The following is a 22,539-nucleotide window of genomic DNA, read 5'->3' as shown; positions in this document are numbered from 1 at the left end:
GGCAGCGGTGACACTGCCACCACCATCCACGCCTGGAGCCCGACGATGCGTCCCAGTCCCCTTGTCCTGCTCGCCATCCTGCCCTTGGCCGCCTGCAGTCACGCCGGCGGCAGCACCGCCCACGATCCCACGCCGGCGCCCGTGGCCGACGCCGCGCACGAATGCAAGCCGGAGGCGCTCGAGGCCTTCACCGGCAAGACGGCTGACGAAGCCACCATCAAGAAGCTGGTGGCCGCCAGCGGCGCGCGCGGTGCACGGGTGGTCAAGCCGGGCATGGCGGTGACCATGGACTTCCGCCAGGACCGAGTGACGGTGCAGGTGGATGCGCAGAACCGGATCGAGCGCGCCAGCTGCGGTTGATCGCCCCAGGGCAGTGCCGGCCGCTGGCCGGCACCCCACATTGCCGGCCAGCGGCCGGTACTACCGATCAGAGTCGCTCGGCCTTGCCACTGGCCAGGGCGCGCGCGATCACCTGCTGCGCCTGCTGCGACGCCTGGGCATGCACGCGTGCCTGGCGCTCGCCCAACGCGGCCTGCTGGCTGCCCAGCGCAGCCTGGCGGCTGGCCAGTTCAGACTGCTGGCTGGCCAGGCGCTGCATCTCGCGGGTGTCGCTGGCGCGCGCGGTTTCGTTGTCCACGTCCTGCATCGCACGACGTGCCTGTGCGGCGGCCTCACGTGCCGCCTCGCGGGCAACGGCCACATCGTAGGTCGCGCCCCGCGCCGCCTTTGCCGCTTCCGCCGCCGCCTCGCGGTTGATGTCATGCGCGGCCATCGCACTGCGCGCGGCCTCGGCGGCGATCAGTGCAATGCGGCGCGATTGCTCGCCCTGCAGGCGGCCCATTTCACCCAGCTGCCTGCCGAGTTCGCCCTGCTGGCGACCCAGCACGCTTTGCTGGCGGCCCAGTTCGCTCTGCTGGCGGCCCAGCTCTACGGCACCGCCGTAGGCACGCTGCAGGCTCTGGATCAGCATCGGGTCACGCACCACGTAGCGCTTGTCACCCTGGCGGAACCACAACGCCGGGCCCTTGCCGAGCTGCCTGCGGGCCACCGTCACGTCGTCCATGCCGCCGTTGGCGAAGGTCGAATCACCATCAACCAGAACGAAGGCCTCCCGGGGCGACCTGCCCAGGTCGAGGCGACCGTAGGTGGTGATGGAGGTGGCGGCCGACGTCGTGCCTTCATCGTCTTCGGCCATGCCCGTGGCATCGTCGACATCGGCCACATCGGCATCGTCGGGCCCGGTCGCGTCAGCGGGTTCGGCCGGCGTGGCCGGTGCTGCAGACGCGGCCGGGGCCGCCGGCACGCCCGCGGCGGATGGCGGTGCGGCCGGAGCCTTGGGAGCCTTCGGCGGTGCTGGCGCCACGACCTTGGGTGCCGCCGGTGGCGCGGGCGGTGCCGGCGGCACCGGCGCTGCGACCAGTCGCATCGGCGCCACGCCCACCACCACCACCACAGCAGTCAGCGCCATCGCCAGGATGCGGGGGCAGGCCCGGCGCGGCTGCAGCGAGAGCAGGCGACGCTTGAGGCTGGTGGCATCCGGTGCGGCACTGGCCACGCCCAGGTGCGGCTGCGGTGCCACCCCCAGCTGCAGCAACAGACGGCCATAGGCCTGGCGGCTGGCAGCGTGCTGGCCCACCACCGCTGCGTCCACCGCTTCTTCGCGCGCTTGTGCATATTCACGCACCGACAGGCGCAGCAGCGGATGGAAGAAGAACAGGTGCTGGGCCAGCGCAGGCAGCAGGCCCCACTGCAGGTCCCGCCGCTGCAGGTGCTGCAGTTCGTGGGTCAGGGCCAGGTCGAGCGCGTCGCCCTGCAGGGCGTTCTCGCCAGCCGGCAACAGCAGCACCGGGCGGAACGGACCGACCAGCTGCGGTGCGTCCACCTGCGTGCTCATCCACAACCGCGGCGCAGGCCGCACACCATGTGCATCGGAAGCCAACTGCAGGGCCTGCACCAACGCCTGGTCCTCGCAGGGATAGGCCGCTGCCAGCAGCGCGCGACAGCGACGCCACTCACCGAGGGTGCGCAGGGCCGTCAACAGCACGCCGGACATCCACAGGCCGGCCAGTGCGATGGCCCACCACGCCACTGCTGGCGTGTCTGCTGCAGGCATCGGCATCGTCGCCAGCAGCTGCGCCGAGGCTTCCGGGGCCAGCGGATAGACCACGTCGGCAGCCGCATCGGTTGCGGTCATCGCCACCGCCTGCGGTGCGGGCAGCCAGGCCAGCTGCAGCGGCTGGCTCCAGAACAGGCCAAGCACGGCCTGCAGCGATACCAGCCACCACAGGCGGCAGCGGGTCGCCGCCGACAGTGACGGCAGCGCGCGGCACACGCCATATACCAGGGCTACCAGCAGCACGGTCTGCAGGCTGGTCCAGCCCAGGCGTTCCAGCATCGGGATCAGCATCGTGGTGTCCATGGCTCAGCCCTCGTGGCGACGCGATTGGAGTTGGGCGACCAGCGCTTCCAGTTCGGCCAGTTCGTTGTCGCTGACCTTCTGCCGCTGCGACAGATAGGCCACGAACGGCGACACCGAGCCCTGCAGGGTGTTGTCGACAAACTGCGCCACCGCGCCCTGCAGCACGCTCTGCGGGCCGCGGGTGGCCTGGTAGCGGTAGATACCGTCCTGTTGCCGGCGCTGAAGATACCCCTTCGCCCGCAGGCGCTCCATCATCGTCAGCACAGTGGAGCGGGCCAGCCCGCGGGCCTCGCCGTAGCCACTGGCGACCTCGCCGACACTGGCCGGCGCATGTTCATCGATGTACTGCAGCAGGGCCAGTTCCTGGTCCCCGATGGTCTTGCCGCGCATGATACCACTCCCTTGACTACACGTGTCGCCACTGTCAGCTTGACGACAGCTGTAGTCAACCCCCCGGAAGTCACGGGCCGACGAACGGTAGGGCACCGAGCGCTTAAACCTTCGACGCGCTGTCTGCATCCGATTCGCAACGCCCGCTGGAATTCCGCATGTTCCGCCCAACGCTCCGAGTCGTGCTCATGCTCATCAGTGCCCTGCCCTTCGCCGCCGTCTCTGCCAGCCAGGACCAGGCCAACGACCAGACCCGCCGCCTGATCCGCCAGATCATGCTGGAGCAGCGCATCCCCGGGCTGCAGGTCGCGGTGGTCAAGGACGGGCAGATCGTGCTCTCCGAAGCCTACGGCCTGGCCAACGTCGAGAACGGCGTGCTTGCCTCGCGGGACACCCGCTTCCCGCTCAATTCGGCCACCAAGGCGTTTACCGGCGTGGCTGCCGCACAGCTGGCTCAGCAAGGGCAGCTGGATCTGGACGCGCCGGCCTCGCGATATCTGGGTGATCTTCCGCCAGCGTGGAGAGACGTACGCGTACACCAGCTGCTGGCGCATACCTCCGGCCTTCCGGACATCCTTGATGCGAACGGGCTGCTGGGCGGAGGTTCCGAAGCACAGGCATGGGCGGCGGTGACAGCTCGACCGCTGGAAGCGGCGCCTGGGCAGCGCTTCGCCTACAACCAGACCAACTACGTATTGCTGGCACGGATCATCGCGCAGCAATCCGGCATGCCCTACGAACGTTTCCTCGCCACCGGCCAGTTCAGCAGCGCGCGGATGGCCCGCACCACCTTCGGCGACAGCTACGACCTGATTCCGGATGCTGCGACGATGTACAGCCTGGCCCCGCGTGCCACCGACGATGTAGATGCGCCGTCCCGCCTGTCGCATTGGTTCTACGACATACCGCCTTCGCTGTGGGCGGGTGGCGGCATCCTCACCACCGCCGACGACACCGCGCGCTGGCTGGTCGCGCTGACCGAAGGCCGCCTGCTGCCGGAGACGGCCCTGCGGCGGATGTGGAGCGTAGAGCGCCTGGCGGATGGCCGTGCCGGCCCGTGGGCGGGTGGCTGGCCGGTGTTGCACGCATCGCCCGACCTTCAGGTGGCCGGTATCGGCGGTGCGCGCTCGGCCTTCGTGGTCTATCCCGAGCGCGGCGTGGCGGTGGTGGTACTGACCAATCTTGTCGGTGCCAATCCACAGCAGTTCATTCCACGCATTGCCGATTTCTATGCGCGCGATGCCTCAACGCCCGGTCACGAACGGGTCGCCCTGGCACGGCAATAGCGGGCTGTCATCGCAGGGCCATAACCCGGCCGGCACGGTCCTGGACACTTCAAAGTGATCCTGGTTCCAGCGCAGGAAACCGCCGTGCATGGCATTGCCATGGTCGAAGCTGCGTGCATCGGCGGTCAGTGGCTGTTCGGGGTCGGCTTCGGCCACCCAACGCAGCACGGGCACTTTGTCCAGCACGCCGATGAAGGCGAACAGATCGCCCGCGCCCTTGTCCTCGTAGGCCGTCATGGTCGCCGCATCGGGCAACCCGGCCTGCGCCAGGATGGATGCGGTGACATCCTGCAGCGGTGCGGCTCCCTCTGCGATGTAGGCGCGCATGCCCGTGGTGGTTGCCGGGCAGCCCTGCAGCTGCACCAGATAGCCGGTGATACCGCCACTGCCGGAGAACGACCGCATCCAGTAGCGGAAACGCGGCCCGCTGCTGTCGGTAACCATGAAGTCCTGCTGGCCACCCTGCGCTGGAATGGAAAGCACCTGCACCTTGCTGGCGCCCTCCACCTTGCACTTCAACTGCGCCAGCACCTGCCTGGCCGGTTCCGGCAGTGCTTCGTAGCGGCCGCCGGGGTGGGCGCTGCCAGAGGCTTCCGGCAGTGCGGGCAATCCGCGATCAGCGGGCAGGGTCTGCAAAGGCAAGGCCTCCGGTTTCGCCGGTGAGCTGGCGGCAGGCGCTACCGGTGCGACGCGCTCTCCAGCGGGCGCGCAGGCGCTGCAGGCCAGCAGCAGCATCAACGAAACGGTCAGACTCAGGTGTGATCGGATCATCGCTCAACGCCCTCCCATCGCCGGCGCTTCCTGCGTTTGTGCAGGCGCGGCCACGGGTGCCGCCTGTTCGCGCGATTGCTGCTGCAGCTGGCGCAGGCTGGATTCCACCGCGGTGTCGCGCACCTCGGCTGCATTGACCCCTGCGCGCAGCGCCGCAGGATCGCCCGGACTGCCCTGCACCAGGAACAGTGTTTCGCCCGCCGCACGTCCAGCACTGGGATTGCTGGCCACGATCTGGTCGACCCGGGTGATGCCCGCGGCCTTCGCTTCGCGCAGCATCACCAGACTGTAGTCGTCGGCATGCTCGGCGTAGCGTCCACCCAGGGCGTGCAGGCGGGTGCTGATCTGCTGCTGCAGGGCATGGTCGCGATGCTGCGGCTGACGGGGATCGTCGTTGGCCGCGAGCGGCACATCCTGCCCCAGCTCGCGCGCCTGGCCGGGTGCAACCGAGGTCAGCACGTACTGCCAGCGGTTCTGCCCAGGCGTGCCGCGCACCGTCGACACGAAGTCGTCGTACTCGCCGCCGCCGATGGTCTGGCAGCCGGCCGAATCGGTGTTGGACCGGCTGCCGCGATGGATCTTGAAGGTGTCGTTGAGGTCCTGCACGCCCTGGGTATCGCGCGCATCGAACCAGCCGTCGCCATTGCTGTCGCGCTCCACCCGTCCGGTGCCCGCCGTGATTGCATCCTGCGAAGGACGCAGCGCGAACTCATCGGGATGGCCATTGCGTGGATGAGTAGTCGCGCGCATCTCCGTAGTGCCTTCGCCCAGGCGTCCGAGGTCCTTGACCCGGTCGCCGTTGACATCCTCACCCTCGGTCTTGGTGCGTGGCGCCACATTGCCGAAGCCCGGGCTGCGCGGCGTGGTCTTGGCATGACCGTCGTACTGGGCGGTCGGCTCGGTCGTGGCCTGGTTGAACTCGCGCACATGGCCTTGGCCCTGCGCATCCTTCCACAGCACTACGATGCGGTCGTCGTAGACCCCACGCCCACGTGCCTCGGTGGTGCGGTTCTCGTCGCGCAGCCCCAGCACCACGCGGTCCTGCGTCGCCATCGCGTCATTCGCCGCGGTGTTGCCGCGCTGGGCCACGATGCTGCCATAAACGTCGTAATGCTGGGCCTGGCTCAGGCCTGCGGTCTCAGCCGCGTCGGGCATCCGTGGTGGACGCTCCGCGTTGCTCAGACGGTCCAGCATCGGGTTCACCGTCGTCGCATCAGCTGCGGCAACACCTCCGCTGCGCCGCAATGTCTCAAGCTCGGTGGCGGCGCGCACCGACACGTAGCGATCCAGCGCTTCCTGCACCACGGCGCTCTGCCCGTCGTGCAGGGCGTTCAGGCGGGCGGCTGCAGCGCGCGCGTCGTTCTGTCGCAGCAGGGCGACGACTTCGTTGGCCGCCGCATCGATATCCATCTCGGGCATGGTCGTTCCTTGGACGTGATCAGTACGGAGTCAGCCTACCCCAGCCACCTGCTGGGGCTTTTTGACGCACCGCACACCTTCGCCGCCACGCCGCATTCAGGCAGATCACGCCATCACTCAGCCCCGTGGCCCGCCCATCACCGGCAGGATCACCCCACTGATGTAACTGGCACAGGCCGGAGAGGCCAGGAACACATACGCCGGTGACAGCTCTTCAGGCTGTGCAGGCCGGCCCATGTCGCTGTCCTTGCCAAACTCCGCCACGTCTTCGGCCTGCTTGTCGGCGGGGTTCAGCGGCGTCCATACCGGCCCCGGCGCCACGCAGTTCACGCGGATGCCGCGCGGCAGCAGCTGGCTGGCCAGCGCCTTGGTGAACGCATGGATCGCGCCCTTGGTGGCCGAGTAGTCGATCAGCGCCTTGCTGCCGAAGATCCCCGTTTCCGAGCCGGTGTTGATGATGCTGGCGCCTTCGCCCAGATGCGGCAGTACCGCACGCGCCATCTGGATGTAACCGCCGATGTTGGTCTGCAGGGTTTCCTGCAGGTGCGCATCCTCCAGATCTTCCAGGCGCTCGCAGTGCAGTTGGAACGCGGCGTTGTTGACCAGGATGTCGATGCCGCCGAACGCCTTGGCCACCTGCTTGACGGCCTTGTTGCAGAAACGCGGATCGCGCACATCGCCGGCGATCACCACGCAGCGGCCGCCTTCGCGTTCCACGTGCTGGCGGGTGATGTCCGCGTCTTCGGCCTCGTCCAGGTGCAGTACCGCCACATCCGCACCTTCGCGCGCGAACAACACTGCCACCGCACGGCCAATGCCTGAGTCGCCACCGGTGACGATCGCACGCATGCCCTGCAGCTTGCCGCTGCCCTTGTAGTCGGGCGCAAGGAAACGGGGCGCCAGCTCCAGTTCGTGCTCGTGCCCGGGCTTGGCCAGCTGCTGTGCCGGCATCGCCTCCGGCTGCCGGCGTGCGCCGGCCTGGGTGGCGGTCTTCTTCGTTGCCTTCTTGGCCGCGCGGGCGTCCTTGGCCTTCTCCTGGTCCTGCAGGCGCCGCTGCCGTGCAGCGACGCGTGCCGCCCGTGGATCACTGGCGGCTGCCTTGCGGGTTGCGGTCTTCACCACGCGCGGGCGATCAGGGTCGGCGACCGTCTTGGTCGGGGTGCTGCCTTTGCGCACTTTCGGCGATGCCTTACGGCGGGCGGGGGTCTTGCTGGTGGTGGCCATGCAGGTCTCCTCGGGAGGGAAAGGGGCTGCCGGCCAGCGGCCGGCACTACCGGGGGGCGGCCCATGCCGCTCCTGCAGTGTCTCCACCCACGCTGTTGGCGGCGGTGAGCGCGCCGTGTCCACGATGTGCACGGCATTCATTCCGCCACCACGTCTGACGTCGCACCCTGCACGCAATCACACCAGGAGTGCCTCCATGAAACATGCCATCGCCACCGCCGCCGCCTGCTTTGCCCTTGCCGCCTGCAGCAGCACACCGATGGCCCAGGTGCAGCCGATCGACGGTGTGATTTCCGGCCAGTGCCATAGCGACAGGGTGCGCGGCGCGGTGGGCCTGGCCGCCTCGGACGCCACTGTGGCCCGCGCACGCGTGGACAGCGACAGCCTGCACGTGCGGGTCCTGCGCCACGACGGCCCGAGGGTGCCGCCGGCCAGCGAAGGCGGCGACCGCCTGATCATCGAGAAGGGCCGGACCAACAACATCGTTGCGATCTACTGCGGCTGACGACTGCGACTGAGCCGCCGCGCCCGGCGCAGCACTTTCAGGGTGGCCTGCTCCCACTGCCGCGGGCCGCGCAGGCCGGCCAGCGAGGCCAGCTCACCGCGCTCCCAGCCGGCAAACACGCACGGGTCGATGTAGGCCTTGCGGCACACGGCCGGCGTGTTGCCCAGCCGTGCCGCCACTTGGCAGACCACTTCGCGCTGCGCCTTGGCCAGCGCGCGCTGGCTGGCCGGTTCCGGCAGTTCGGTGGCGGCCAATGCCTGTACCGCCGCCAGCGTGCCGCCCCAGGTGCGGAAGTCCTTGGCGGTGAAGTCTTCGCCCATCACCTCGCGCAGGTAGTCGTTCACCGCGCCGGAATCCACCGGCTGCAGCGCGCCTTCGTCGTCGCGGTACTGGAACAGCGCCTGCCCGGGCAGCTGCTGGATGCCGCGCACCAGCGTGCCCAGCCGCCGATCGCCCACCACCACCTCGTGCAACTGCCCGGATTTGCCCCGGAAGCGCATGCGCACGCGACCACCGCGCAGCAGGTCCAGGTGGCGGTTGCGCAGCGTTGTCAGCCCGTAGGATTTGTTTTCCTGTGCATAGCTTTTGTTGCCCACCCGCATCAGGGTGTCGGCCAGCAGGGCCACCACCACCGCAAGCACCTTGTCGCGCGGGAAGCCGGGCTGCTTCAGATCGCGCGACAGCCGCCGCCGCAGCGTGGGCAATGCCTCGCCAAAGGCGATGATGCGGTCGAACTTGCCGGCATCGCGCTCCTTCGCCCAATCGGCATGGTAGCGATACTGCTTGCGTCCACGCGCATCGCGGCCGGTGGCCTGCAGGTGGCCATTGGCGTGGGCGCAGATCCACACGGCGGTATACGCAGGTGGAATCGCCAGCGCACGGATGCGCTGCAGGGTGGCGGCATCGCGAACCGCGTGGCCATCGGCATCGCGGTAACTGAAGCCCTTGCCGGCGCGACGCCGGCTGATGCCTGGCTGGGTGTCATCGACATAGCGCAGGCCGGCCGCGCGCGCGGCCTGTCGTTCGGGGGTAGAGGAGGTTGGCATGACCGCAGTGTCGCCGTCGCGATGCCGCGAACCTGTCGATAACAGAAGACAAACACGTGAGGGTCGGTTCGCCGCTATGCTCGGGCTTTCACAATCCCTTCCGGAGTCATGATGTCGTTCCCGATTCGCGCCCGTTCGCTCTCCGCCCTGCTGCTGCCGGCCGTGCTGGCCCTGACCGCCTGCCAGGCTCCGGCGCTGGATGAACAGGATTCGGCCACTGCCCATGCCCAGCAGGCGGCCGAAGCCGCCAAGGCACCGGCCGACGAAACCGGCAAGGCCACCGAGGCACCGCCGGTCGGCACCTGCGATGCCAGCCAGGTGCAGAGCCTGGTCGGCCAGGCCTACGCCGACGCGCTGGGCAAGCAGGCGCAGGAAGATGCCGGTGCCCACCAGCTGCGCGTCATGAAGCCCAATGACGTCGCCACCATGGAGTTCCTCGGCGACCGCCTGAACATCGAAGTGGACGACAAGGGCCTGGTCAGCGGCGTGCGCTGCGGCTGAGCCCGACCGCGCGCCGGCACGGGATGCCGGCGCGTTCTGTTGCACCTGCAACCGTGTATTGCGGCGCTGCAGCAACCTGTGATCTAGTCGAGGCATCCGGTGGCCTCACGATGCGCTCCAGGGAATGAGCGGGGACGAGTGTCGCCGCCAACCCTATACGCATCGAGGTAGAGATGGCCCCCCGCAACCGCCAAGGGCTTTACGACCCGCGCTCCGAGCGCGATGCCTGTGGATTTGGCATGGTCGCCCAGCTCGACGATCAACCTTCGCGCCTGTTGGTTGATACCGCCATCGCCGCGCTTTCGCGCATGACCCACCGTGGCGGCGTCGCCGCTGATGGCCTGACCGGCGATGGCTGCGGCCTGCTGCTGCGCCGCCCCGATGCGTTCCTGAAACTGCTGGCCAGTGAAGCCGGCATCGCCGTCGCCGCACGCTTCGCTGCCGGCCTGGTGTTCCTGCCGCACGATGCCGAGGCTGCACACGCCTGCCGCACGCAGCTGCAGGCGCAGGTCGAAGCGGTCGGCTGCAAGGTCGCCGGCTGGCGCGAGGTACCCACCGACGACAGCGTCTGCGGCCAGCTGGCGCGCGACACCCTGCCACGCATCGAGCAGGTGTTCGTCGATGCCGGCGTCGGCCAGGATGATGCCGGCTTCGCGCTGGCGCTGTTCCTGGCCCGTCGCCGCAGCGAACAGCAGCTGCGCGACCATGCCGACTTCTACGTCACCACCCTCACCCCGGATGCGATCAGCTACAAGGGCATGGTGCTGCCGGACAAGCTCAGCCGCTTCTTCCCCGACCTGCAACGCCGCGAACTGGCCTCCAGCGCGATCGTGTTCCACCAGCGCTTCTCCACCAACACGCTGCCGCGCTGGCCGCTGGCGCACCCGTTCCGGATGCTCGCCCACAACGGCGAGATCAACACCATCGAAGGCAACCGTCGCTGGGCGCAGGCGCGCAGCAAGGTGTGGAAGACGCCACGCTTCGACATCGCCGAATTCGATCCGGTGATCTCCATGCACGGTTCGGATTCGCAGAGCCTGGACAACATGCTGGAGCTGATGGTTGCCGGTGGCATGGAGCTGATCCAGGCGCTGCGCATCCTGGTGCCGCCGGCCACCCAGTCGCTGGAGTTCAAGGACCCCGACCTGGCAGCCTTCTACGAATTCCACGGCCTCAACAGCGAGCCGTGGGACGGCCCGGCCGGCATCGTCGCCTGCGACAGCCGCTACGCGGTGTGCACGCTGGACCGCAACGGCCTGCGCCCGGCGCGCTGGATGCTCACCGCCGACCGCCACTTCCTGGTCGCCTCCGAAGCCGGCGTGTGGGAAGTGCCGACCGAGCGCGTGGTGCGCAAGGGCAAGCTCGGCCCCGGCGAAATGGTGGCCATCGACCTCAAGCGCGGCGACCTGCTCGATTCGGACGCGGTGGACCGCATCAACCGCGGTCGCGCGCCGTACAAGCAGTGGCTGCAGCAGGGCGTGACCTACCTGCAGACCGAACTGATCGACCCGTCGCTGGTGGAAGAGCCGTTCGACGAAGCCACCCTGCGCAGCTATCACAAGCTCTACCAGCTCAGCAGCGAGGAAGTGGAACAGGTGCTGCGGCCACTGGCCGAGACCGAGCAGGAAGCCACCGGCTCGATGGGCGACGACACACCGATGGCGGTGCTGAGCCAGCGCAGCCGTCCGCTGTACGACTATTTCCGCCAGGCCTTTGCGCAGGTCACCAACCCGCCGATCGATCCGCTGCGCGAAGACTGCGCGATGTCCCTGTCCACCCAGCTCGGCAAGGAGACCAACATCTTCCATGCCGGCCCGGAGACGGTGAACCACGTCATCCTCAACTCGCCGGTGCTGAGCCAGCGCAAGCTGCGCCAGCTGCTGAAGATGGACCAGTACGTGCAGGCCAACCGCCTGCTTGATCTGTCCTACAGCGAAGACGAGGGCCTGCGTGCCGGCATCGAGCGCATCTGTGCCGAGGCCGAGCAGGCCGCGCGCGAGGGCATGGTGATGCTGCTGCTGTCCGACCGCTACCCGGTGGCCGGTCGGCCGATGGTGCATGCCCTGCTCGCCACCAGCGCCATCCACCACCACCTCTCGCGGCTGGGGCTGCGCTGCGACGTCAATCTGATCGTCGAAACCGGCACCGCGCGCGACCCGCACCACATGGCCTGCCTGCTCGGCTTCGGTGCCACCGCGGTATATCCGTACCTGGCCTACCAGACCCTGTTCGACCTGGGCCGACGCGGCATCCTCAAGCTCAGCAAGGGCGGCGAGCAGTCGCAGATCGGCCGCCGCTACCGCAAGGGCATCTACAAGGGCCTGTCGAAGATCATCTCGAAGATGGGCATCTGTACGGTGGCCAGCTATCGCGGCGCGCAGCTGTTCGAGATCATCGGCCTGGAACGCGAGGTTGTGGACATGTGCTTCCCGGACACCGCCTCGCGCATCGGCGGCGCCGGTTTCGCGCGCCTGGATGCCGACGCGCGCGAGCTGTGCTCGCAGGCGTGGGACGCGCAGCAGGACGTGGATGTCGGCGGCCTGCTGAAGTACGTGCACGGCGGCGAGTACCACATGTACAACCCGGACGTGGTCACCACCCTGCAGCGCGCGGCGCGCAGCGGCGATCCGCGTGCCTGGCAGCAGTACTGCGATGCGGTGCATGCGCGTCCGCCGTCGGCGCTGCGCGACCTGCTGGATCTGGTGCCGGCCGCCACGCCCGCGCCGCTCGATGAAGTGGCTCCGGCCAGCGAACTGTTCCCGCGCTTCGATACCGCAGCGATCAGCCTGGGTGCGCTGTCGCCGGAAGCGCACGAGGCGCTGGCGATTGCGATGAACCGCCTAGGTGGCCGCAGCAATTCCGGCGAAGGCGGAGAAGATCCCGCACGCTATGGCACCGCCAAGCGCAGCAAGATCAAGCAGGTGGCCTCGGGCCGCTTCGGCGTCACCGCCGAATACCTGGTCAATGCCGAAGTGCTGCAGATCAAGGTCGCGCAGGGCGCCAAGCCCGGCGAGGGCGGCCAGCTGCCGGGGCACAAGGTCAACGAGCTGATCGCACGCCTGCGCTATGCGCGCCCGGGCATCGGCCTGATTTCGCCGCCGCCGCACCACGACATCTATTCGATCGAGGACCTCGCGCAGCTGATCTACGACCTCAAGCAGGTCAACCCGACCGCGCTGGTGTCGGTGAAGCTGGTCAGCCATGCCGGCGTCGGCACGATTGCCGCAGGCGTGGTCAAGGCCGGTGCGGACCTGATCACCATCTCCGGCCATGACGGCGGCACCGGTGCCTCGCCGGTCAGCTCGATCCGCTACGCAGGTGTGCCGTGGGAACTGGGCGTGGCCGAAGCGCACCAGGCGCTGCTGGCCAACGACCTGCGCGGGCGCACCCTGCTGCAGACCGATGGCGGCCTGAAGACCGGCTTGGACGTGGTCAAGGCCGCATTGCTGGGTGCGGACAGCTTCGGTTTCGGCACCGCGCCGATGATCGTGCTGGGCTGCAAATACCTGCGCATCTGCCACCTCAACAACTGCGCCACCGGCGTGGCCACCCAGGACGAGCGCCTGCGCGAGAACCACTTCACCGGCCAGCCCGAGCGCGTGGAGAACTTCTTCCGCCTGCTGGCCGAGGAAGTGCGTGGCTGGCTGTCGTACCTGGGCGCGCGTTCGCTGGAAGAAATCGTGGGCCGTACCGACCTGCTGCGCCAGATCGACGCCGCGCCGCGCGACGGCGTGCGCGTGGACCTGTCGCGGCTGCTGGCCGACAGCCGCTACGAAGGCAGCCACTGCGCCGCGCAGCGCCTGTACGAATCGCCGGACAGCCTGGCCACGCAGATGGATGGCCTGCTGGCCCCGGCCATCGAGCACAAGCGCGGTGGCGAGCATCGCTTCCTGATCCACAACACGGACCGCAGCATCGGCACCCGCCTGGCCGGCGCGGTGGCGCGCGCGCACGGCAACCAGGGCATGGCCGAAGCACCGCTGGAACTGCGCTTCCGCGGCAGTGCCGGGCAGAGCTTCGGCGCCTTCAACGTCGGCGGCCTGCACCTGGAAGTGGAAGGCGAGGCCAACGACTACGTCGGCAAGGGCATGGCCGGCGGCCGGCTGGTGGTGCGTCCGCCGCGTGGCGCCCGCTTCGAGGCACGCAGCACCGCCATCATCGGCAATACCTGCCTGTATGGCGCTACCGGTGGCGAGCTGTTCGCCGCGGGCCGCGCCGGCGAGCGTTTCGCGGTGCGCAATTCGGGCGCGCTGGCAGTGGTGGAAGGTGCCGGTGACCACTGCTGCGAGTACATGACCGATGGCGTGGTGCTGGTGCTGGGCAAGGTCGGGCTGAACTTCGGCGCCGGCTTCACCGGTGGCCTGGCTTACGTGCTGGACGTGGACCGCGATTTCGTCGACCGCTACAACCACGAGCTGATCGACATCCATCGCGTCTCCGCCGAAGGCTTCGAGAACTACCGCCAGCACCTGCACCGCCTGATCGGCCGCCACCGCGAGCTGACCGGCAGCATCTGGGCACAGCAGATCCTGGACGAGTTCCGCGACTACATCGGCAAGTTCTGGCTGGTCAAACCCAAGGCCGCCAGCATCGAGTCGCTGACCGAAACCCTGCGACGCGCCGCATAACGGTAGTGCCGGCCGCTGGCCGGCAACCCAGGATCACGTAGTGCCGACCGCTGGCCGGCATTCCAGGATCACGTAGTGCCGGCCGCTGGCCGGCATCCCAGGATCACGTAGTGCCGGCCGCTGGCCGGCATCCGGAAAACACCACAGAGTCCGCCATGAGCCGCAAGCACGCCTTCCAGTTCCTCGACCTGCCCCGCACCATGCCGCAGCGCATCCCGGTGGAACTGCGCACGTCCGGCGACTGGGGCGAGCTGTACGGCAAGTTCGGCAAGGAAGACGCCCAGTACCAGGCGGGCCGCTGCCTGGACTGCGGCAACCCGTACTGCAGCTGGAAGTGCCCGGTGCACAACGCCATTCCGCAGTGGCTGCAGCTGGTACAGGAGAACCGCATCCACGAGGCCGCCACGCTGTGCCACAGCACCAATCCGCTGCCGGAAGTGTGCGGCCGGGTCTGCCCGCAGGATCGGCTGTGCGAAGGCAGCTGCACGCTGGAGGAATTCGGCGCGGTCACCATCGGCGCGGTGGAGAAGTACATCGTCGATACCGCACTGGCCAGTGGCTGGCGCCCGGACCTGGGCGCGGTGCAGCCGACCGGCCACAGTGTGGCGGTGATTGGTGCCGGCCCGGCCGGGCTGGCCTGTGCCGACCGCCTGGCACGCGCCGGCATTGCCGCCGTGGTCTACGACCGCTACGAGCAGATCGGTGGCCTGCTGCAGTTCGGCATTCCCAGCTTCAAGCTGGACAAGGACGTGATCCATCGCCGCCGTGAAGTACTGGAAGGCATGGGCGTGCAGTTCCGCCTCGGCGTGGAGATCGGCCGTGATGTCAGCGTGCAGCAGTTGCTGGACAGCCACGATGCGGTGTTCATCGGCACCGGCGCCTACCGCTATACCGATGGTGGCCTGGTCGGCCAGGACCTGAAGGGCGTGCTGCCGGCGCTGCCGTTCCTGGTGCAGAACAGCCGCATCGTCGGCGGCGATGATCCGAAGGGCCGGCCGATCGCCGGCTGGGAAGACACCATCGCCCTGCCCGACCTCAACGGCAAGCGCGTGGTGGTTCTGGGCGGTGGCGATACCGGCATGGACTGCGTGCGCAGTGCGGTGCGGCTGGGCGCGGCCAAGGTCACCTGCGCCTATCGCCGCGACGAAGCCAACATGCCCGGCAGCGCGCGCGAAGTCGCCAATGCACGCGAGGAAGGGGTGCGCTTCCTGTTCAACCGGCAGCCGCTGTCGATCGAAGCCGGCGCCGACGACGAGGTGATCGGCGTGACCGTGGTCGAGACCCGGCTGGGCGAGCCCGATGCCAATGGCCGCCAGAACGCGGTGCCGATCGAAGGCAGTGAGTCGCTGCTGGAAGCAGACGTGGTGATCATCGCCTTCGGCTTCTCGCCGAGCGTGCCGGCGTGGCTGGCGGAACTGGGGGTGGAAGGCCAGCCCAATGGCCGCATCCTCGCCGGTGGCAAGGACCGCCTGCCGTTCCAGACCGCGCATCCACGCCTGTTCGCCGGTGGCGACGCGGTGCGTGGTGCCGATCTCGTGGTAACCGCGGTGGCCGAAGGCCGCGACGCCGCTGCCAGCATCGTCCGCCTACTGGCACACTGAGTCCGGCAACAGCAGCACTTCCAACAGCGCGCGCAGTTCGTGCACCTCCAGCGGCTTGGCCAGGAAATGGTCGATGCCCGCATCACGGCAGGCCTCACGGGTGCGCTCCAGCACGCTGGCAGTCAGCGCAATGATCGGGACCCGCGCACGGGTGGCGCAGGCGTCGCTCCGGATCGCCCGGGCCAGCGCGAAGCCATCCATGTGCGGCATGTGGCAGTCGGTGATGACCAGGTCGAACGGTTGCGCCTGCCAGGCCTCCCATGCCTGCAGGCCGTCGCTGCAGGCGTGCACCTGCAGTCCCAGCTCGCACAGACGTTGTGCCAGCAACTGCAGGTTGGTCGGATGATCCTCGGCCACCAGCACCCGCGCCGGCGGCAACGGTCGTTGCGCGGGCCGTGCCGTCGCCGGGCACGCAGCGGGGGCCGCACAGGCCGCCAGGTCCAGCTCCAGCCACACGGTGGTGCCCTTGCCGGGCACGCTGCGCAGGTGCAGACGCCCGCCCATCGACGTCGCCAGCTCGCGGCAGATCGACAGCCCCAGGCCACTGCCGCCGAAACGGCGCGTGGTCGACGCCTCGGCCTGCTCGTAGGCGGCAAACACCGCCTGTTGCCGCTCCACGCTGATGCCCACGCCCGTATCGGTCACCTGCAGGCGCAGTCGCTGGCCGCCGTCGCGCTGCTGCAGCACGCGGACCTGCAACACCACGCTTCCCTGCAGGGTGAACTTGAGCGCATTGCCGGCCAGGTTGAACAGGACCTGCCGCAGGCGCAGCCCGTCAGCCAGCGACCAGGGCTGCAACGTCGGGTCGATCTCGCTGCACAGGTGCAGCCCGCGGCTGGCCGCGACGGGCATCAACAGCTGCTGCACCGCGCCCACCAGCGCCGCCAGATCGGTCGGACGCAGCTGCAGGGGCGCCGGTTGCAGGCGCTGGCTGTGCAGCACATCGTCGAGGATCTGCCGCAGCATCTGCGCAGCGTCACCGACGGTGGTCAGCACCTGCCGCTGGCCCGCATCCAGGTCCGTGCCAGCCAGCCGCTCCAGCATGCCCAGCAGGGTGCTCATCGGCGTGCGGATCTCGTGGCTCATGGTCGCCAGGAAATGGCCCTTGGCCAGTGCCGCCTGCTCGGCCGCGCGGCGCGCCTCGGCCAACGCCGTTGCACGCGCCTGGGCTTCGCTGACGTCCATCCAGTAGCCGCTCCACTCCACGCTGCTGTCATCGCACGGCAACGGTCGTCCCTGTGATCGGACCCAGCGCCAGCCCTGTGCCGACCGGGTGCGGAAGGTGACGTCGATCGGACCGCGCACGAGCGCGGCCGCTTCGATGCTCGCCATCACCCGGCTGCGGTCACCGGCATGCACGGCCGCCAGCAGCTGCAGATGGTCGATCCGCTCAGTCTCCACGGCTACGCCGAACAGCGCCTGCACGTCGCCGGCGATCTGCGCCAGGCTGTAGTGGCCGGTTGCCGAACGGCGCGCCTGGTAGACCACCGCCGGCAGGTTCGCGGTGACTTCATGCAAGCGCTGCTCCAGCACCCGGCGACGCACGCTCTCGCGATGCACGCGCCAGTAGCCGAAGGCATGCAGCAGTATGAGCGCGAGCAGGATCAGCGACACCGGCACCAGCCAGCGCAGTGCCGAACCGGCGGGACGCGCACGTGGCAGTTCCGGCAGCCAGGCACTGCGAACCGATGCCCGACGCGCATCGCCCTCCCGCTGCAGCTCCCGGTCGAAGGCAGCGACCACCGCGGCACAGGCCGGTACAGCGGCCAGCACCAGTGCATCGCCGAAGCCAGCGGGTGCTGCGATCACCAGAGGGTCACCCGGCACGGCGCGAAGCGCGGCTTCGACTTCGGCGAGATTGGCCACCACGGCATCGACCAGCCCGGCGCGCAGCAGTGACAGCGCGTGGTCCAGCGGCGCCGGTGCCAGCAGCTGCGCACCCGGGGCCTGTTCGGCCAGCAATGCGTCCAGCGGCAGCCGGTCCGGGCTGGCCACGCTGCGGCCACGCAGTCCCTCCAACCCCAGCACTGGCGCTGCACCCTCGCGCCGCACGATCACCTGTGGCACTTCCAGGTAGGGGCTGCTGGCCACCCAGCCGGTCGGCAGCTGTGCGCGCGGCCAGCCCAGCAGCACCTGGGTGCCAGCCGGCAGCGGGTCATCGGTGAGCACCGCTGCGGGCAACGGCCGCGCATGCTGCACCGCCTGCGGGCCCAGCAGCGGCAGGTAATCCGCAGCCAACCCCGCAAGGTCGCCCTGCGCGTTGTATGACAGCGGCGGCCGATCGGAACGCCATGCCACCTGCAGTGGACTCGCACAGCCGGACGCAGCAGCGATGCCGGGCAGCAACAGCGATGCCATGACAGCGGCGACGGCGCGGCGGCCGGCGACATTCACGGTAGACATCCTCATTTCGCGGGCAGGAACCACGGCCGCGCAGCGGTACCGCTGCCAGCCACGCTAGCGAGGCGCGCTTCCGCGACAATGAGAAAAATTGGAAAAACATCCCTATCGGCGAATGCCGACATACACTGCCGCTTCTACCCGTCCCTACGGAGCGCTCGATGCGTATCGGCCTGGCCGCCAACCGTCTCCATCACCACGATGCGCGCGCCGCGCTGTTCCGCTGGCTGCGTGCCAGCGAGGCCGGGCTGCGTGAACTGGGCGTATCGCTGCACGCGGTCGGGCGCACCCACGATGCGATCGAACGGCAGGGCTTCCTGGCCGGCTACGGCGGCCTGCACCGCTACCCCTACGGGCGCGAGGGTGGCCTGATGAAACTGGTGGCCGAAGTGGTTGGCATGGGGCCGGATCGCACCCTGGACGGTGCGATCTACCTGATCGACCCGGTCGATCCTTCCTCGGTGTTTCCGGAGGCAACCGCGCTCAAGCGGCAGTGCGTGATCCACGGCAAGCCGTTCATTTCAACCGTGGCCACTGCGCGTGACTGGATCGAGGTGGAGCGCATCCACGCCGGGCTGGCTGCTGATGCCGGTGCCGACGATCTGCATGCCTTCCAGCACCAGACGCTGGCGCTGATCGCGCACGACGCGATGAAGCCGGCGATGCTGGCCTTCGCTGACGAGCACTTCGATGTGCTGGCACGGTTCGGCGAGCGCGTGGCGACCGGCACCACCGGCCAGCGCTTGAACGAGCTGGCCTGGAGCCGCGGCTGGCCCAGCGATACGCCGTGGGTGACGCGCTACCAGAGTGGCCCGATGGGCGGCGATGCGCAGATTGCCGACCGTGTGCTGGAGGGGCGCTGCCAGCGCGCGATCTTCTTCGAGGACCCGCATGTGGCACGCCAGCACGAGGCCGATATCCAGCTGCTGGAGCGCGCGGTGACGACGGTGACCGACCAGGCGGTGTGCCTCACCGCGCCGCGGGTGGCGGCACGCTGGGCGGCCGCGGCGGCATTGCGGGCGGGGTGAGGGTTTCGGCCAACGGCTGCGCCCCTCGTGGTCGGTCGTTCAAACCAGAAGCCGTGCTCGGCCAGGCGGGGTGGATTGCGCAGGGGTCGCTGCAAGTACGTCCCTGTAAGCTCGGTCGCCGCATCCATGCGGCTCACGCCCCTGCGCAACCCACCACGCCCGGCCACGGACAGATTCCGGTGTGCCCACCACGGAAGAAAGAAGAGCAGGAGCGGGTCGCGCGCTGCGCGCGCTTGTGTAGAGCCGAGCCCATGCTCGGCTGCATTCAACGGCAGCCGAGTGTGGGCTCGGCTCTACAGCAGCTGGCGTAGCATGGCTTTCAGGCGCCGACCTTCCAGCTGGAAGTAGTCGCGCTGTTCGCGCCAGGCAGGGAAACGTTGTTCGACTTCATGCCAGAACGCGGCCGAATGATTCGGCTGGATCAGGTGGCAGAGTTCGTGCACCAGCACGTACTCGAACGCTTCCGGACGACCCAGCACCAGGGCCAGGTCCAGGGCCATGCTGCCATCGGGGGCCAGCGAGCCCCACTGCGAGGACATCACCTTCAGGCGCAGGCGGCTGGGAGCGCGCGGCAGGGTGGGCAGGTACTTCGGCAGCCAGCGGCCGACGTCGGCGCGGGTCTGCGCTTCATAGAACTCGCGCAGCAGGCGGCGCAGGGTGGCGTCACCACCACGGGTCGGCCACTGCACGCAGGCACCGTGCCCGTCGATCTCCAGCCGCGCGTAGCGGCCTTCCTGCCAGCGCAGCGGCAACAGTTCACCGCGCAATGGCAGCACGCCGTCTTCGCCGGGCTGCAGCGATGCCGGCAGGCCCTGCCCCTGGTACTGCCGCAGCTGCAGCGCCAGCCAGTCGCGGTGCTGTTCCAGGAAGCGCTCGCCCATTACCAGGCTTGCGCGCGGTGGCAACGTCAACCGCGCGCCACGCTCGTCCACGCTCAGCTTGATGCGGCGCGCGCGCGGATCGCGCACGCGCAGCACCTCGATCTCGGCATCCTCCAGGCGCAGGCGAACGGTGTCGCGCTGTACGGTGGCGGGCGGGGGCGGCGTGATCAGGCGGCGCAGCAGACGGCTCATGCGCCCAGCATAGCGCTGCTTCGGGCCGCCGGATGACCGGCGACCGTCGAGCTGCCTGTTCAGTCAGCCTTGCTGAGCTTGAACGCTTCTTCCAGCAACAGGAACAGGCGGCGGATCTCGGCGCTCTGCAGGGCGAAGCGGGCATCGAACTCGGCACGGCGGCCGTCTTCGTCGGCATGCTCCAGCTGGTCCAGGGCGCCGTCGAGGAACTTCAGCTTGCGCACGATCAGGTCGTCGCCGATCACGAAGGACAGGTTGTCCTCGAAGATCAGCGCCAGCTTGGTCACCTGCTTGCCGGCGTCCAGGTGCTTGTCAATCTCGTCGCAGCGCAGTTCCTGGTGCTGGCACTTGACCACCGCGCCGCCTTCGACCGGATCCTTCATCTCGCACTCTTCGCCCAGGCTCAGCCCGGTCGGCAGCGGCTCTCCGGCGATCCAGCCGGTCAGGATCGAGCGCGGCGCGACTTCGGCGTTCAGCGGCATCGCCGGGAAGCTGCCGAGCAACCCGCGGATGTCGGACATGAAGTATTCGCCGGTCTTGCGGCTGGAGGTATCCACCGCCACGTAGCCGTGCTGCAGGTCGATGAAGGCGTCGTTGCGCGAGGACTTCACGAAGGCGCGCGGCAGCAGTTCATGCAGCAGGTCGTCCTTCATGCGCTTGCGCTCGCGGCCACCCGGGCGCCGCCCTTCCTTCTCCTCGATCTCTTCCAGCTTGCGCTCGAGCAGGTCGTTGACCACCGCCGCCGGCAGGATCTTGTCCTCGCCGCCCACGGTCAGCCACAGGTGTTCGGCGATGCGGTGGGACAGCAGTTCCTTCTCCTCGCGGCCGAACGGCGAAATGAAGCCGCGCGAATTCATTTCCAGCGCGCCAACAGGCTTGAGCACGGCGTGCGGCAGCAGGGTATCGACTTCGGAAAAATCGGTGGTGGTCGGGAAACGGAAGAACGTCAGGTTGCGAAAGAACATGGAATTCCGGATGGCGAAGAGGAAGGGCGACCGACCTTAAACGGTGGGCGTCTCGGGATCTGCGTCGGCATCGGCCGGGGAGCCGGCCAGCCAGGCATGGGCGTCGGGCAGCGGCGTGTCGTCGCGACGGCCCAGCGCCATGAAGTCGAACAGGGTGGTGTCGGCCAGCTGCGAGGGCCGGACTTCACCCATGGCGCGCGCGATCTGCTCGATGCGGCCCGGATGGTCCTTTTCCCACTGCTTGAGCATCAGGCCGACCTGGCGGCGCTGCAGGTTCTCCTGGCTGCCGCACAGGTTGCAGGGAATGATCGGGAACTGGCGTGCCTGCGCGTAGTCGACGATGTCGCTCTCGCGCACGTAGGCCAGCGGCCGGATCACCACGTGCCTGCCGTCGTCGCTGCGCAGCTTCGGCGGCATGCCCGCCAGCTTGGCGTGGTGGAACAGGTTCATGAAGAACGTGGCCACCATGTCGTCGCGGTGATGGCCCAGCGCGATCTTGGTGAACCCGTGGGTCTCGGCGTAGTTGTACAGCGCGCCACGACGCAGGCGCGAGCACAGCGAACACATCGTCTTGCCCTCCGGGATGACCCGGCTGACCACCGAATAGGTGTCCTGCTCGATGATGTGGTACGGCACGCCCAGCCCTGCCAGGTACTCCGGCAGGATGTGCTCGGGGAAGCCCGGCTGCTTCTGGTCCAGGTTCACCGCCACCAGCTCGAACGGCACCGGCGCCTTCTTCTGCAGCTGCAGCAGTACGTCCAGCAGGGTGTAGCTGTCCTTGCCGCCGGACAGGCAGACCATGACCTTGTCGCCGGCCTCGATCATGCCGAAGTCGGCAATCGCCTCGCCGACCTGGCGGCGCAGGCGCTTGGCCAGCTTGTGCTGCTCGCGCTCGGCCACGCGTGGATCGCGGGCGGCGCGCGGCTGGGGATCGGGAAGGGAAATCACGGCACTCATGGGTTCCATTCTAACGGCTCGGAGCCGCCCCGGCCGGGGATCGGGTTTCCCCTCTCCCGGCAGTCATCAACGCTGTGTATGCTCGGAGGCTGTGGATACCTACAGCCCCGCCGAGATCGTCGAGCACCTCGCCGCCCTGCGCGCCGAGCACCGCCTGCTGGATGAACAGATCACCCGCATGGCGGCCAACGGCGAGGACGAACTGGAAGCCAAGCGCCTGAAGCGGCGCAAGCTGCAGCTGAAGGACTGCATCGCCAGGCTGGAAAGCCTGCAGATTCCCGACGAGCCGGCCTGAGCCGGGTCCGGGTGGGTGCCAACCTTGGTTG

At 68.7% G+C, this 22,539-nt stretch carries 18 protein-coding genes; 8 read left to right on the top strand and 10 right to left on the bottom strand.

Annotation, left to right across the window (positions count from 1 at the left end; all coding sequences use genetic code 11):
* The first annotated feature begins 45 nt into the window (after positions 1-45).
* On the top strand, positions 46-360 hold the full coding sequence (locus tag ACS0OT_RS00345) for an I78 family peptidase inhibitor (protein ID WP_072167401.1): 315 nt from the start codon (positions 46-48) through the stop codon (positions 358-360).
* Between the two features lie 67 nt (positions 361-427).
* On the opposite strand, the gene ACS0OT_RS00340 is transcribed toward ACS0OT_RS00345, so the two are convergent.
* Both ACS0OT_RS00340 and ACS0OT_RS00335 read right to left on the bottom strand, forming a co-directional pair.
* Complete coding sequence (locus ACS0OT_RS00340) at positions 428-2,419, bottom strand: M56 family metallopeptidase (protein ID WP_442255977.1); 1,992 nt, start codon at positions 2,417-2,419, stop codon at positions 428-430.
* A 3-nt stretch (positions 2,420-2,422) separates the two neighbouring features.
* On the bottom strand, positions 2,423-2,809 hold the full coding sequence (locus ACS0OT_RS00335) for a BlaI/MecI/CopY family transcriptional regulator (protein ID WP_005421039.1): 387 nt from the start codon (positions 2,807-2,809) through the stop codon (positions 2,423-2,425).
* 188 nt (positions 2,810-2,997) lie between these two features.
* On the opposite strand from ACS0OT_RS00335, the gene ACS0OT_RS00330 reads away from it, so the two are divergent.
* Positions 2,998-4,095, top strand: coding sequence for a serine hydrolase domain-containing protein (locus ACS0OT_RS00330; RefSeq protein ID WP_005421041.1), 1,098 nt, complete (start codon positions 2,998-3,000; stop codon positions 4,093-4,095).
* Here ACS0OT_RS00330 and ACS0OT_RS00325 read toward each other — a convergent pair.
* The 3 genes from ACS0OT_RS00325 to ACS0OT_RS00315 all read right to left on the bottom strand — a co-directional run bounded on the left by ACS0OT_RS00325 (position 4,054) and on the right by ACS0OT_RS00315 (position 7,509).
* Positions 4,054-4,866 carry a hypothetical protein gene (locus tag ACS0OT_RS00325; protein WP_134956120.1) on the bottom strand — a complete coding sequence of 271 codons (813 nt, stop codon included), beginning with the start codon at positions 4,864-4,866 and terminating at the stop codon, positions 4,054-4,056. The two genes, ACS0OT_RS00330 and ACS0OT_RS00325, sit on opposite strands and share 42 nt — an antisense overlap.
* A 3-nt stretch (positions 4,867-4,869) precedes the next feature.
* Positions 4,870-6,285, bottom strand: a complete 1,416-nt coding sequence (locus ACS0OT_RS00320; protein WP_442255975.1) for an XVIPCD domain-containing protein — start codon at positions 6,283-6,285, stop codon at positions 4,870-4,872.
* Positions 6,286-6,402: 117 nt separating this feature from the next.
* Positions 6,403-7,509, bottom strand: coding sequence for an SDR family oxidoreductase (locus ACS0OT_RS00315; RefSeq protein WP_139726566.1), 1,107 nt, complete (start codon positions 7,507-7,509; stop codon positions 6,403-6,405).
* Between the two features lie 196 nt (positions 7,510-7,705).
* On the opposite strand from ACS0OT_RS00315, the gene ACS0OT_RS00310 reads away from it, so the two are divergent.
* Positions 7,706-8,014: a hypothetical protein gene (locus ACS0OT_RS00310; RefSeq protein WP_139726565.1), complete on the top strand. Its 309-nt coding sequence runs from the start codon at positions 7,706-7,708 to the stop codon at positions 8,012-8,014.
* Here ACS0OT_RS00310 and ACS0OT_RS00305 read toward each other — a convergent pair.
* On the bottom strand, positions 8,002-9,060 hold the full coding sequence (locus tag ACS0OT_RS00305; protein ID WP_164093485.1) for a DNA topoisomerase IB: 1,059 nt from the start codon (positions 9,058-9,060) through the stop codon (positions 8,002-8,004). The genes ACS0OT_RS00310 and ACS0OT_RS00305 overlap by 13 nt on opposite strands.
* 111 nt (positions 9,061-9,171) lie before the next feature.
* Between ACS0OT_RS00305 and ACS0OT_RS00300 the strand changes: the two genes are divergently transcribed.
* From ACS0OT_RS00300 to ACS0OT_RS00290, 3 genes are all read left to right on the top strand, one after another.
* Positions 9,172-9,561 (top strand): I78 family peptidase inhibitor, encoded by a 390-nt coding sequence (locus ACS0OT_RS00300; protein ID WP_032954733.1) that lies wholly within the window; start codon positions 9,172-9,174, stop codon positions 9,559-9,561.
* Between the two features lie 173 nt (positions 9,562-9,734).
* Entirely contained in the window at positions 9,735-14,189 is a 4,455-nt protein-coding gene (gltB, locus tag ACS0OT_RS00295; RefSeq protein ID WP_235646186.1) for a glutamate synthase large subunit, read from the top strand.
* 155 nt (positions 14,190-14,344) lie between these two features.
* Positions 14,345-15,790 carry an FAD-dependent oxidoreductase gene (locus ACS0OT_RS00290; protein WP_235649674.1) on the top strand — a complete coding sequence of 482 codons (1,446 nt, stop codon included), beginning with the start codon at positions 14,345-14,347 and terminating at the stop codon, positions 15,788-15,790.
* On the opposite strand, the gene ACS0OT_RS00285 is transcribed toward ACS0OT_RS00290, so the two are convergent.
* Positions 15,776-18,184: an ATP-binding protein gene (locus ACS0OT_RS00285; RefSeq protein ID WP_065185526.1), complete on the bottom strand. Its 2,409-nt coding sequence runs from the start codon at positions 18,182-18,184 to the stop codon at positions 15,776-15,778. The two genes, ACS0OT_RS00290 and ACS0OT_RS00285, sit on opposite strands and share 15 nt — an antisense overlap.
* A 167-nt stretch (positions 18,185-18,351) precedes the next feature.
* Here ACS0OT_RS00285 and ACS0OT_RS00280 point away from each other — a divergent pair, with 167 nt between their 5' ends.
* Positions 18,352-19,218 carry a methylglyoxal synthase gene (locus tag ACS0OT_RS00280; protein WP_065178669.1) on the top strand — a complete coding sequence of 289 codons (867 nt, stop codon included), beginning with the start codon at positions 18,352-18,354 and terminating at the stop codon, positions 19,216-19,218.
* 293 nt (positions 19,219-19,511) lie between these two features.
* On the opposite strand, the gene ACS0OT_RS00275 is transcribed toward ACS0OT_RS00280, so the two are convergent.
* The 3 genes from ACS0OT_RS00275 to ttcA are packed head-to-tail and all read right to left on the bottom strand — an operon-like array spanning position 19,512 to position 22,213.
* A complete protein-coding gene (locus tag ACS0OT_RS00275) occupies positions 19,512-20,291 on the bottom strand; it encodes a M48 family metallopeptidase (protein ID WP_065185525.1) in 780 nt (259 codons plus the stop codon).
* A gap of 59 nt (positions 20,292-20,350) precedes the next feature.
* Complete coding sequence (locus ACS0OT_RS00270) at positions 20,351-21,256, bottom strand: recombination-associated protein RdgC (RefSeq protein WP_005421064.1); 906 nt, start codon at positions 21,254-21,256, stop codon at positions 20,351-20,353.
* A 36-nt stretch (positions 21,257-21,292) separates the two neighbouring features.
* Entirely contained in the window at positions 21,293-22,213 is a 921-nt protein-coding gene (gene ttcA, locus ACS0OT_RS00265) for a tRNA 2-thiocytidine(32) synthetase TtcA (RefSeq protein WP_170944947.1), read from the bottom strand.
* A gap of 91 nt (positions 22,214-22,304) precedes the next feature.
* Between ttcA and ACS0OT_RS00260 the strand changes: the two genes are divergently transcribed.
* A complete protein-coding gene (locus ACS0OT_RS00260) occupies positions 22,305-22,508 on the top strand; it encodes a YdcH family protein (RefSeq protein ID WP_005421068.1) in 204 nt (67 codons plus the stop codon).
* Positions 22,509-22,539 lie beyond the last annotated feature (31 nt).

Source organism: Stenotrophomonas maltophilia group sp. RY12688, from assembly GCF_052149045.1.
Lineage (GTDB): Bacteria > Pseudomonadota > Gammaproteobacteria > Xanthomonadales > Xanthomonadaceae > Stenotrophomonas > Stenotrophomonas sepilia.
The sequence above is the reverse complement of the archived record's forward strand: the minus strand, read 5'-3'. Positions and strand labels throughout refer to the sequence as shown.